At 71.6% G+C, this 11,962-nt stretch carries 10 protein-coding genes; 4 read left to right on the top strand and 6 right to left on the bottom strand.

Translation table 11 applies throughout. From position 1 onward, the window contains the following. Positions 1–125: 125 nt before the first annotated feature. Positions 126–1,556, top strand: coding sequence for a cryptochrome/photolyase family protein (locus ACIBCT_RS12030; RefSeq protein WP_399187557.1), 1,431 nt, complete (start codon positions 126–128; stop codon positions 1,554–1,556). A gap of 170 nt (positions 1,557–1,726) precedes the next feature. On the opposite strand, the gene ACIBCT_RS12025 is transcribed toward ACIBCT_RS12030, so the two are convergent. From ACIBCT_RS12025 to ACIBCT_RS12000, 6 genes are all read right to left on the bottom strand, one after another. Next, positions 1,727–2,059 carry a hypothetical protein gene (locus ACIBCT_RS12025; protein WP_344888737.1) on the bottom strand — a complete coding sequence of 111 codons (333 nt, stop codon included), beginning with the start codon at positions 2,057–2,059 and terminating at the stop codon, positions 1,727–1,729. Between the two features lie 37 nt (positions 2,060–2,096). Beyond that, on the bottom strand, positions 2,097–2,774 hold the full coding sequence (locus tag ACIBCT_RS12020; RefSeq protein WP_399187554.1) for a uracil-DNA glycosylase: 678 nt from the start codon (positions 2,772–2,774) through the stop codon (positions 2,097–2,099). Positions 2,775–2,857: 83 nt separating this feature from the next. Further along, complete coding sequence (locus tag ACIBCT_RS12015) at positions 2,858–3,733, bottom strand: carbohydrate ABC transporter permease (RefSeq protein ID WP_399187552.1); 876 nt, start codon at positions 3,731–3,733, stop codon at positions 2,858–2,860. Next, on the bottom strand, positions 3,730–5,340 hold the full coding sequence (locus ACIBCT_RS12010; protein ID WP_399187551.1) for an ABC transporter permease subunit: 1,611 nt from the start codon (positions 5,338–5,340) through the stop codon (positions 3,730–3,732). Before ACIBCT_RS12010 ends, ACIBCT_RS12015 begins: the two co-directional genes overlap by 4 nt. Before the next feature lie 12 nt (positions 5,341–5,352). Then, positions 5,353–6,684 carry an ABC transporter substrate-binding protein gene (locus ACIBCT_RS12005; protein ID WP_399187549.1) on the bottom strand — a complete coding sequence of 444 codons (1,332 nt, stop codon included), beginning with the start codon at positions 6,682–6,684 and terminating at the stop codon, positions 5,353–5,355. A 143-nt stretch (positions 6,685–6,827) separates the two neighbouring features. Then, the gene (locus ACIBCT_RS12000) at positions 6,828–8,087 is read right to left on the bottom strand and encodes an ABC transporter substrate-binding protein (RefSeq protein WP_399187547.1); all 1,260 of its coding nucleotides are present in this window, start codon (positions 8,085–8,087) and stop codon (positions 6,828–6,830) included. A 127-nt stretch (positions 8,088–8,214) separates the two neighbouring features. On the opposite strand from ACIBCT_RS12000, the gene ACIBCT_RS11995 reads away from it, so the two are divergent. The 3 genes from ACIBCT_RS11995 to ACIBCT_RS11985 all read left to right on the top strand — a co-directional run bounded on the left by ACIBCT_RS11995 (position 8,215) and on the right by ACIBCT_RS11985 (position 11,887). Then, positions 8,215–8,721 (top strand): PadR family transcriptional regulator, encoded by a 507-nt coding sequence (locus tag ACIBCT_RS11995; RefSeq protein ID WP_344888722.1) that lies wholly within the window; start codon positions 8,215–8,217, stop codon positions 8,719–8,721. After that, positions 8,718–9,479: an ABC transporter ATP-binding protein gene (locus tag ACIBCT_RS11990; RefSeq protein ID WP_399187544.1), complete on the top strand. Its 762-nt coding sequence runs from the start codon at positions 8,718–8,720 to the stop codon at positions 9,477–9,479. The genes ACIBCT_RS11995 and ACIBCT_RS11990 overlap by 4 nt, the downstream gene beginning before the upstream one ends. A gap of 128 nt (positions 9,480–9,607) precedes the next feature. Beyond that, on the top strand, positions 9,608–11,887 hold the full coding sequence (locus ACIBCT_RS11985) for an FtsX-like permease family protein (protein WP_399187542.1): 2,280 nt from the start codon (positions 9,608–9,610) through the stop codon (positions 11,885–11,887). Positions 11,888–11,962 lie beyond the last annotated feature (75 nt).

The following is an 11,962-nucleotide window of genomic DNA, read 5'->3' as shown; positions in this document are numbered from 1 at the left end:
TTTCCGGCCCGTCACCGCAATACCAAGAGTGACAGGCGACGGGAGCGGTCGCTCCCTGAACGTTCCTTCGAGATGCGGGCTCTGCTGGATGCAACCGACCCAGCGTGACCGGCCGAAAGGAAAACGTGACCGATACGGTGATCGTTCTGTTCAGCCGCGACCTCCGGGTGCACGACCACCCGGCGCTCGCCGCGGCGTGCGAGCGCGCACGTCATGTCATACCGCTCTTCGTGGCCGACCCCGCCGTGCCGTCGGGCAACCGGTGGGGCTTCCTGTCACAGTGCCTGGCCGACCTGCGGGAGTCACTTCGTGAACGCGGCGGCGAGCTGGCCGTCCGCCGGGGCGACACGGTCGCCGAGACGATGCGCCTGGCCGGGGAGCTGGGGGCGGACGCCGTCTACGCGAGCCTGGACGTCAGCACCTTCGCGCGCCTGCGCCAGCGCAGGCTGGCCGAGGAGTGCGAGCGCGCCCGGATGGAGTACCGGCTGTTCCCGGGCCTGACGGTCGTCCCACCGGACGCCCTGCGCCCCTCGGGCGGAGGGGACCACTACCGGGTCTTCACGCCCTACTGGAGGGCCTGGAGCGGGCGCCCGCGGCGGGAGGTGCTCAAGGCCCCGGGGACGGTGCCCGTTCCGCGGAGCCTGTTCGCGGGCCCCCTGCCCGAGCCGGAGTGCCGGACCTACGAGCTGTTCACCGGCGGCGAGACGGTCGGCCGCCGCAGGATGGAGCAGTGGCTGAGGCACTGCGTGCGGGAGTACACCGACGGCCACGACGACATGGCCGGCAACCGCACGTCCAGGCTCAGCCCGTATCTGCGCCTCGGCTGCATCTCACCGCTGGAGCTGGAGTCGCTGGCCCGGGAGGCCGGGAACATGTGGGCCGCCGGGTCCGCCGGGATCGTCGGTCTCGCCGGAGACGCCGACCCCGCCGGGGAGGCCGACCCCTCGGGGAACGCGCGTCCCGAGGACGCCGGGGACCCGCGGGAGGCCGCGTACGCCCGGGCCGCGGGCGAGGTCGCGGCCTTCGTCAGGCAGCTGTGCTGGCGCGACTTCTTCTACCAGGTGACGCGGGCCTTCCCGCGCATGGACCGGGACGACTACCGCCCGCGCGGGAACGAGTGGCGCGGTGACGAGCAGGCGGCGCAGGCGTGGAAGGAGGGCATGACCGGCGTCCCGATCGTGGACGCCGGCATGCGGCAGATGCTCACCGAGGGCTGGATGCACAACCGGGCCCGGCTGATCACGGGCTCGTTCCTGGTGAGGCGGCTCGGCGTCGACTGGCGCGTCGGGGGCGACCACTTCTTCGAGCACCTGCTCGACGGTGACGTGGCCAACAACTACGGCAACTGGCAGTGGGTCGCCGGGACCGGCAACGACACCCGTCCCAACCGGCCCGTCAACCACATCCGCCAGGCCAGGCGCTACGACCCGGACGGCGAGTACGTCCGCCGGTACGTCCCCGAGCTGCGCGCCGTGCCGAAGCGGATGATCCACGAGCCGTGGCGGCTCCCGGCGCCGGTGCCGGGCTACCCGCCGCCGCTGGTGTCCATGGACTGACCGGAGGGCCCGCCAGGACGGACCGGCCGGAAGGCCCGGGGAGAGGCTCCGGCCGCGCGGAAGGCCCGTGAAAAAGCCCTGCCGGCGAGCGGCCCTCCCCGCGGGGCGCCGGCGGGGAGGGCCACCCACCGGCAGGGCGGCCAGGGGGGAAGGTCGGCGAGGGCGGGGCGTCAGTGCTGGTGGTCGTCCTCGTCATCGTCCTCGTCCGAGGGGCCGTCCGAGGGCTCGACACCCAGCACGGCCTCACGGGGCTCGATCTGGTCCACATGCTCGATCAGTCCCAGCACGTGGTCCGGCTCGATCAGCCACTGCAGCGCGGTGGCGCCGGTCTCGTCGGAGGAGACCAGCTCGGCCTGCTCCTTGCGCTCGTCGTCGTCCAGATCGGCGTCAGGGTGGTTGACCTCTTTCAGCGCGGCGGCCTGCAGGGCGGCGATGTCCTGCACCTCCACGGTCAGCTCAACGGTAAGACGCAGATAGCGTTCGGTGCCCGATTCATCACTCATGGTGGAAATCCTAGTGCCTGGAGAGGGGCGGACCCGCCTAGGGGAGCTTCCACTCCACGGGGGTCGCGCCCTGTTGCCGGAGAAGGTCGTTCGTTCTGCTGAACGGGCGGGAGCCGAAGAAACCGCTGCGCGCGGACAGGGGGCTCGGGTGGGCCGACTCGACGGCGGGCAGGTCGCCGAGCATCGGGCGCAGGGTGCGGGCGTCGCGGCCCCACAGGATCGACACCAGGGGCGTGCCGCGCGCGACGAGGGCCTCGATGGCCCGCGCGGTGATCTCCTCCCAGCCCTTGCCCCGGTGCGAGGCGGGCTTGCCCGGCATGACGGTGAGCACCCTGTTCAGCAGGAGCACGCCCTGCTCGGTCCAGGGGGTCAGGTCGCCGTTGCTCGGCATCGGGAGCCCGAGGTCCTCGGTGAGCTCCTTGTAGATGTTGCGCAGACTGCCCGGGATGGGCTTCACGTCCGCCGCGACGGAGAAGCTCAGGCCGATCGGGTGACCCGGGGTGGGGTAGGGGTCCTGCCCCACGATCAGGACCTTCACCTGGTCGAAGGGCTGCTGGAAGGCGCGGAGCACATTGGGCCCGGAGGGGAGGTACTGCCTGCCCTCGGCCACCTCCCTCCGCAGGAACTCGCCCATTTCGGCGACCTTCTCGGAGACGGGTTCGAGGGCCTTGGCCCACCCGGCTTCCACGACTTCGTTCAAGGGACGTGCGGCCATGGGTGGACCCTATCGAGGTTTGAGGTCCGGTACGGCGCACCCCGTCGAATCGACGCGCGCCGTACCGGGCCTGCCCCTGTTATCTATTTCACCGAACCAGCCATCATCCCCTGAACGAAGTAGCGCTGGAAGGCGAAGAAAAGGATCAACGGGATGATCAGCGACAGGAATGCACCCGGCGCAAGAATGTCCACGTTGGTCCCGAATTGCCGCATTTGCGATTGAAGAGCCTTGGTCATCGGCTGGTTCTCGGGGTTGGCGAAGACCAGCGAGACGAGCAGGTCGTTCCACACCCAGAGGAACTGGAAGATGCCGAGCGAGGCGATCGCGGGCTTGGCCAGCGGGAACACCACGGTCGAGAAGATCTTCCACTCCCCGGCGCCGTCCATCCGCGCCGCCTCCAGCAGCGAGCGCGAGATGCCCGCGAAGAAGTTACGGAGCAGGAAGATGGCGAAGGGGAGGCCGAACGCCACGTGGAAGAGCACCACGCTGACGATGGAACCGAAGATCCCGGCCGATCCGTAGAGCTTGGCGATCGGGATCAGCGCGATCTGGGTCGGCACCACCAGCAGGCCGACCACGACCAGGAACAGGGCGTCCCTGCCGGGGAACTCCATCCAGGCGAACGCGTACGCCGCCATGGCCGCGATGCCGATCACCAGGACGGTCGAGGGCACCGTGATGAACACGGTGTTCCAGAACGACGCGGTGAATCCGGTGGCCAGCAGGTCGGAGTAGTTCTTCAGGGTGAGCTCGGCCGGCTTGGTGAACACCGTCCACCAGCCGGTGGAGTTGTTGGCCGTCTCATTGCGGATCGAGACGACGAACAGGCCCAGCGTGGGGACCAGCCAGAACAGGCCGATCACCACCAGGACCGCCTGGACCACACCGCCGCCGATCCGGTCCACGATCCTGCCGAGGGCGCCGCGCCGCGGGGCGCCGAGAGTGGAGGTCGTCACTGGTTGTCCCTCCGGAACCGGCGGATGTTGAGAATCATGAAGGGCAGGACGAGGATCAGCAGGAAGATGGCCAGCGCGCTGCCCAGCCCCTGGTTGCTGCCCCCGCCGAACGAGACCCGCCACATCTCCAGCGCGATCACGTTGGCCTGTGGCTGCACCGATCCCGGGGCGATGACGAAGACCAGGTCGAACACCTTCAGGGTGTTGATGATCATCGTCACGAACACCACCAGGAGCACCGGGGAGAGCAGCGGAACGGTGATCTTCCGGAACACCTGCCACTCGGTGGCGCCGTCGATGCGGGCCGCCTCCAGCGCGTCGCGCGGGATGGCCGCGAGGCCGGCCGCGATCAGCACCATGGCGAACCCGGCCCACACCCAGATGAACGCGCCGATGATCGCCGGAGTGATCAGTGCCGGGCCCAGCCAGGGGATGCCGTTGAAGGCTGCCTGGAAGTTCGACTGCGGCAGCCGTACCTGGTAGTCGCCCGGAGCGAGCCCGCCGAAGCGGAAGGTCCCGTCGGCCTCGGTGGTGGCGGTGGCCTTGACGGCGCCGTTCTGCACCGCCTCGACCGTCACCCCGGACAGGGCCTTCTCGGTGGCGTCCACCTGGTTGAGCGCGCCACCGCCGCCCTGGGTGAAGTCCACCCAGACGGTCCCGGCCAGCTCGCCGGAGGCGGGCTGCGCGGCCTTCGCCGTCGCGGCCGAGGCCACGTCGGCGGGCTTCACGCCCACCAGCGGGATGAGCACCGGCTGCCCGGGCTTGACGGGCTGCCTGGTCACCACCGCGCCCTGCTGGGTGACGACGGGCGCCTGGTCGTTCTGCCGGGCGCGGGCGTCGGGGTAGGTCTGGCCGGAGCCGAAGAAGCCGGTCACCGTGGTGGCCACGGCGTTGGCCACGCCCCGGTCGGGGTCCTGCTCGTAGACCAGGCGGAAGATGACGCCCGAGGCCATCAGGGAGACGGCCATCGGCATGAACACGATCAGCTTGAACGCGGTCGCCCAGCGGATCCGCTCGGTCAGCACCGCGAAGATCAGGCCGATCACGGTGACCAGGGCCGGGGCCACCAGGACCCAGATCAGGTTGTTCCTGATCGTGGTCAGGGTGCTGGAGTCACTGAAGATCGTCGCGTAGTTGTCCGCCCCGACGAAGGTGTTGCCGCTCGCGTCGTAGAGGCTGCGGAAGATGGAGTAGATGATCGGGTAGATCACCATCACCCCGAGCACCAGCGCGCCCGGCAGCAGGAACCACAGCGCCAGCCGGGGCGGCGGTCCCAGCCGGGAGGCCCCGGCGGGGATCACCGTCGGGGCGGCGGGCCCCGCCGGGGCGAGCTCGGGCCCCGCGGTCGCCTCCGGTACGGCCGGGTGGCCGGACCGCTCGGTCGTGCCGGTGGACCCGGAGACCGCGCCCTCGGAGGCGGTGGCCTCGGCGGTGGTGGTCCCGGGGGCCGCCGTCCCCAGGGCCGGGGACCCCGGGGCCCCGGGGGCGGTGTCGGAGGCCGGCGACGAGGAGTCGTCCGGCGGGATGTCGTTCGGTCCGGAGGAGGGACCGCGGGCGGCGTCGCCGCCGCCGCGCGGGCCCTGCGGGCCGTCTAACCGTTCGGTCACGGCCGCTCTCCCCTACTTCCAGGCCTTCTTGGCGTCGGCCTCGAGCTTGGCCTGGATGCCCTTGATGTCGGAGGGGTCGCGGACGAAGTCCTGCAGGTGCTTCCACTCGGCCTTGCCGTCGGTGCCGCCGAAGGCGCTGGGCGCGAGGTCGGACATGTCGTAGCGGACGGTCTCACCGGCCGCGATGATCGTCTCGGCGAGCTTCTTGGTCAGCTCGTCCGGGTAGTTGTCCGGGGAGACGTTGCGGTTGGGGGACAGGTAGCCGGGCAGCTTCGCCCAGACCTCGCCGCCCTCCTTGGAGGCCAGGAACTCCAGCAGCGCCATCGCGCCCTTGGAGTCCTTCAGCGCCACCGCGATGTCGCCGCCCAGCACGACCGGGGCGGTGTCACCGGCCTTGGGGAACGGGAAGTACTTGGCCTCCTCGCCGAGCTTGGCGCCCGACTGCTCGGCCGTGACGCCCACGAAGTCCGCCTCGATGACCATCGCCGACTTGTCCTGGCCGTAGACCTGGGTCACGCAGGTCGGGAAGTCGGTCTGCAGGGCGCCGGCGGAGCCGCCGAGCAGGAACTCCTTCTTGCCGACGAGCTGGGCGATCTTCTCCAGCGCGGTGGTGACGCTGGGGTCGGTCCACGGGATCTCGTGCTTGGAGAGCTTGGTGTAGTTCTCCGGGCCCGCGGTGGACAGGTAGACGTTCTCGAACAGGTCGGTCAGCGTCCAGCCGGAGGCGCCGCAGAGCGAGAACGGCGGGGTGCCGGAGTCGGCGACGGTCTGGGCGGTCTTGATCAGGTCGTCCCAGGTGGCCGGGGGCTGCGCGCCGGCGTCCTGGAAGGCCTGGTCGCGGTACCAGATGAGCGACTTGTGGGCCGCCTTCACCAGCACGCCGTAGGACTGGCCGCCGGCCGAGCCGAGCTCCTTCCAGTACGGGGTGTAGTTCTGGTCGATCTGCGCCAGGACCTCGGGGGTCAGCGGCTTGAGCGCCTTCTGGTCGGCGTACTGGCCCACCAGGCCGGGCTGGGGCAGGATCGCGATGTCCGGCGGGTTGCCGCCCTGGATGCGCGGGCCGAGGTAGGCGCCGGTGTCCTCACCGGTGGAGGCGTAGGTGACCTTGGCACCGGTCTTCGCCTCGAACGCCTTGAGCACCTGCTGGAAGTTCTCCTGCTCGGCGCCGGTCCACTTGGCGGCGACCTCGACGGTCACGCCTTCGAGGGTCTTGGCCGCGGCGGCCGCCGCGGAGGAGCCGCCGCTCGCTGCGGGGGACGCGGCCGGGGTCGACGACCCGCCGCCACACGCGGCGAGAGCCAGCGCCAGTCCCGCCGTGGTCACCGCGGGGATGGTTTTGCGCATGCTGGACAGACCTCCTGGATATGGCGTTCCCACCGGCGGGGGAGCTGCCGGGACGGGAACGGTCGTACGAATTGAGATGTATTCGGTGTGACGTTTTTCGTTCGACGTGCTCGGAGGCGGTGCCGTACCGGGGCGTCCCGGCGTCACCGGCCTCGGATGATCTCGTCGAGCTGGCTTTTCATGGAGGCGACGACGTCGTCGCCGGCCTCCTCGAAGGGCGGGGTGAGCGCGTTGGAGACCGCACTGGCGATCGCCAGGCTCACCTGTTCGTAGTTGGCACTGGCGGGCCTGGGCCGAGCCGACAGGATGCTCTGCTTCAGGACCGGCAGGTAGGGGAAACGTTTGATCAGCTCGGGGTCGTCGTACAGCTCGGCCCACACGGGCGGGAACGAGCCCTCGGTGAGCACCCGGCGCTGGTTCTCCAGGCTGGTGAAGTAGCGGATGAACTCCACGGCCGACTTCTGCCGCTTGGAGAACGCGCTGACCGCGAGGTTGTACCCGCCCAGGGCCCCGGTGCCCGGCCCGTTCGGGCCGGGCAGCCGGGTGACCGCGAAGCGGTCCGCGACGGACGAGGCGGTGGCCGGTCCGTACGCGTGCGGCCAGTTCCTGGCGAAGGCCAGCCTGCCCTCCTGGAAGGCCAACCTGGACTCCTCCTCCTTGTAGGTGAGCGACTCCACGGGGATCCACCCCTCGCGGAAGCCGTTCACCAGGAAGTTGAGCCCGGACGTGGCCTTGGCCACGTCCATGGTCACCTTGGTGCCGTCGGGGCTGAGGATCTGCCCGCCGGCCGACTGCACGGCCTCGGTGAAGTTGACGGTCAGGCCCTCGTACGCCAGGAACTGCCCTGCGTACCCGCCGATCCGGTGCTTGGCGTGCAGGGCGCGTGCCTGCTCGCGAAGCTCCTTCCAGGTCTTCGGCGGGGAGAACTTGTGCTTGGCCAGCAGGTCCTTCCGGTAGTAGAGCAGCCCGGCGTTGCTGGTGTACGGCACCGCCCAGAGCTTGCCCCGGTAGACGGCGGTGTCGACGACCGGGGGCAGGAACCGGCCGAGCGGGAACGTGCCCCGCTCCAGCGGCAGGATCCAGCCCGCGTCGGCGAACTCCGCCGTCCAGACCACGTCCAGCCCGAGCACGTCGTAGCGGTCGCTCTTCGCCTGGAGGTTGGCGACCATCTGCGCGCGCTGCTCGTCGGCCGCCTCGGGGAGTTCGAGCAGGGTCGCCCGCTCCTCGGGGTGCGCCTGGTTCCACCGGTCGAGCAGCGGCTGCAGGTACGCGGTGGTGTCGCGCCCGATCACCAGGGTGAACGGGCCGCTCCCGCCGAAACGGTCGGTGGGCTGCGCGTCGGCCGCCGAGCATCCGCTCAGAAGGATCATGGTGAGCGCGACGGGGATGAATCGGCGCATCATGACCTCCTGATTTCCAGTTGGTTACATACGTGTTAGGTAGATGCATGCATGTTATGCATAGCGATAACATCAGCGTCAACGGATGGACACGTAACGCTCACGTAACGAGCTTCCGAGGAGGTGGGGCGTGCGGCTGACGCTGCTGGCGCTCCTCGCGAAGGAACCTGCCCACGGGTACGAGCTGAAACAGGCACTTGAACAGATCTTCGGCAGCGCCTACCCTTCACCGAACATCGGGCAGATCTACGTCACGCTCGGCCGCCTGGAGAAGGACGGCCTGGTGCGCGCCGTGGGCGTCGAGCAGTCCAACCGGCCGAACAAGAAGGTCTACCACCTGACGGCGGAGGGCCGCGAGGCGCTCGGCACGTGGGTGGACGAGCCCTCGGAAGGGCCCAGGGTCCGGGACGAGTTCTTCATGAAGCTCGTGCTGGCCCCGACGACCGGAATCGCCGACAGAACAGCGATGATCAATCGCCAGCGACGTCACTACCTCGGACTGATGCGTGACCTCAACGAGCTCGCCGAGCGGACCGACCCGGCCAACCAGGTCGCGCTGCTGCTCGTCGAGGGGGCCATGCTCCACCTCCAGGCCGACCTCGACTGGCTCGAGCGCTGCCAGGAGGACCTGAGGTGACCCCTTCCGCGGTCGACGTCCCTCCCGTGGTCGACACCGTCAATCTCGTGAAGATCTACCAGGACGGCGGGGTGCCGGTGCCCGCCGTGCGCGGGGTCGACCTGCGGGTGGCCGCGGGGGAGTTCGTCGCGATCATGGGACCGTCCGGCTCGGGCAAGTCCACCCTGGTGCACATGCTCGGCGGCCTGGAGAGCCGTACCAGCGGGGAGATCTGGCTGGACGGCCAGCGGGCCGACACGCTGGGCGAGAGCGCCTGGGCGCTGCTGCGCAGGCGGAAGATCGGCTTCGTCTTCCAGTTCTTCAACCTGGTCGCCAACATGACCGTGGCCGACAACGTCGAGCTGCCCGCGCTGCTGGCCGGGGTCTCCGCGCGTGAGGCCCGCAGGCGCCGCGAGCACCTGCTGGGCGAGCTCGGCCTGACCGACCGCGCCGACGCCGCGCCCTCCCAGCTCGCCGGTGGCGAGCAGCAGCGGGTCGCGCTGGCCCGCGCGCTGGCCAACGAGCCGAGCCTGCTGCTCGCCGACGAGCCCACCGGCAACCTCGACAGCCGCAACACCCGCGACGTGCTGCGCCTGCTCGGCGAGGTGCACCGCGACGGCCAGACCGTCATCCTGGTCACCCACGACGCCAGGGTGGCCAGCCTGGCCGACCGGGTGGTCTCCCTGCTGGACGGCCAGATCGTCGACGACGGCGGCGCGGGACTGGTCCGGCGCCGCCCCAGGGGCGGCGCGGGCGACGTCGTCGAGCTGAGGGGCTGACCGGTGCCTCTCCGGGCCGGGCCGCCCGCGCTCCCCGTGCGCCCCGCGCTCCTCATGAGCCCTGCGGCCTCCGTGCGTGCTCAGGCTCCCGTACCTGCCCCGGTGTCCGCGCGCCCCGCGGGGGCGCGGTGAGCACCGTCCGCGCCTCGGTCAGGTGGGTCCGGGCCGACCTGCGGGCGCGCCGGGGGCAGACGCTGCTGACGGTGCTGGCCGTGGCCGGGATCGTCACGGCGCTGATCACCTCCGCGACCCTGCTGGAGGACGGCACCAACCCCTGGCGGGCGCTGTTCGCCGAGTCCAGGGGCGCGCACGTGTGGATCCACACCGGGGAGGCCCCCGACACGGCCGCGCTGTCGCGGCTGCCGGGCGTGGTCGAGGTCGCCGGCCCCTACCGGTCGGCGCCGGTCACCCTCACCCTGAACGGCAAGAAGTCCCCGGTGGCCCTGCGGGAGACGTCGTCGGCGCCCCCGCGGGTCGCCGCCCCGCTGATCCGCGAGGGGCGCACGCTCCGCTCCGGCGACACCGACGGGGTGATCGTCGAGCGTTCCTTCGCCAGGGCGCTCGGCCTGCGGGTCGGTGCGCCCTTCCCGGTGACCGCCCTCAACGGCGCCACCCACCCGCTCATCGTGGTCGGCCTGGCCGACAGCGCCGAGCAGGGCTTCTACCCCGAGTGGACGCCGGGCCTGGCCTGGACGCTCCCGTCGGCGCTGGCCAGGGTCGAGCCGGCCCTAGGCCGCAGCGAGTCCGTCACCGGCCTGCGCCTGGCCGACGGCGAGGCCACCCTGCCCGCCGTGCACGGCGCCGTCACCCTGCTGGACGGGCAGATCCAGCGGATGTCCACCTGGCGCGAGGTGCGCGCCTCGATGGAGCTGGACAACCGGCTGCTCGGCCTGCTGCTGGCCCTGTTCGGCGTCACCGGGCTGGTCGCCGCGGCCCTGGCCATCGCCAACGCGGTGGGCGGCCGGGTGCTCACCCAGACCCGTGACATCGCCACCCTGAAGTCCCTCGGCTACACCCGCGGCCAGGTCTTCGCCGTCCTGATGGTCGAGCACGGCGCGCTCGGGGCGGTCGGCATCGCCATCGGGCTGGTCTGCGGCCAGGTCGCCGCCTCGTTCGTGCTGGACGGCGTGCCGATCCCGCCGCTCTCGCCGGTCCCGCTGCTGGCCATCGCCGGCGGCACCGCCGCGGTGGTCCTGGTGGCCGTCGCGCTGCCGGCCTGGCGCGGCGGCCGGACCCCGCCGGTGCCCGCGGCCCCGGCCGCGCCGCCCAGGGGCCACCTGTCCCGGCTGGCCCGGCTGGCGCTCCTCGCGCGGCTGCCGCCCGCCCTCGTCCTGGGCAGCCGGGACGCCTTCACCCGCCGGCTCCCGGCCTTTCTGAGCATCTTCGGGGTGGCGATCCCGATGATGATGATCACCATCGCGCTCGGCTGCTGGAGCACCCTGGACGACTTCCTGCGCCACCCCGAGCGGGTCGGCCAGGCCGCCGCGCTCGTGGTGCGGCCCGCCAAGGTCCCGGCCGCCGAGGCCGTGCGGATCGCCAGGGCCGACCCCGACGTGCTGGCCGCCCACCCGGGCGCCGAGGTGCCCGCGCTGGAGCCGGAGCAGACCAGGAGCGTGCTGGCGCGCGCCGTGGGCACCTCGGCCGACCCGTACCCCTTCTCGGTCGTGGAGGGCCGGATGTTCGCCGCCCGGGGCGAGGCCGTCGCCGGGCAGGGGCTGCTGGACCTGCTGGACGTGAGCATCGGCGACCGGGTCAGGCTGACCGTCGGCGGCACCCCGCTGATCGTGCACCTGGTCGGCCGGGTGGTGGAGCCCGACCACGACGGGGAGGTGCTCTCCCTGGGGATCGACAGCCTCCCGGCCAAGGACGCGGTGCCGCCGCAGTTCTACAGCCTGGTGCTCAGGCAGGGCGCCGACCCGGCCACGGTCCGGGCGCGGCTGCTGGCCGCCTCGGGCGAGACGCTGGAGGTGGCGCGGGTGGTCAACCCGGCCGAGCGGCTCGCCGTCATCCGGGTGGTGATCGTGGCGCTGATCGCGGTGCTCGCCCTGCTGGGCCTGGCCAACCTGCTCACCGCCGGCGCCCTGGGCCTGCGCGACCACGCCTTCGACCTGGCGGTGCTCAAGGCCATGGGCCTGACGCCCCGGCAGGTGGCCGCGACCCTGGTCACCGGGACCGGCCTGCTGATCGTGCTGGGCGTGGTCGCGGGCACCGTGGCCGGGGCCTCGGTGGTCGGCGGGCTGATCGACCTCCAGGGCCACACCAGCGGCGTCGGGGCCGGTATCGGCCGTACGCCCTCGGCCATGACGCTCGCCGTCGCGGTGCTCGTCGCGGTCGGCGCCTCCCTGCTGGTGACCCTCATCCCGGCGGGCCGCGCGGCCCGCGCGCAGGTCCCGGTCACCGCCCGCTAGTCCCGCGGATCCGGCCGGTCCCGCACGGCTGCGGGATCCCGTACGGCCTCCGGGCAGGCGACAGGGCCCGGGGGT

Origin of the sequence: Streptosporangium sp. NPDC050855 (genome assembly GCF_044456585.1) — a bacterium.
Lineage (GTDB): Bacteria > Actinomycetota > Actinomycetes > Streptosporangiales > Streptosporangiaceae > Streptosporangium > Streptosporangium longisporum.
The sequence above is the reverse complement of the archived record's forward strand: the minus strand, read 5'-3'. Positions and strand labels throughout refer to the sequence as shown.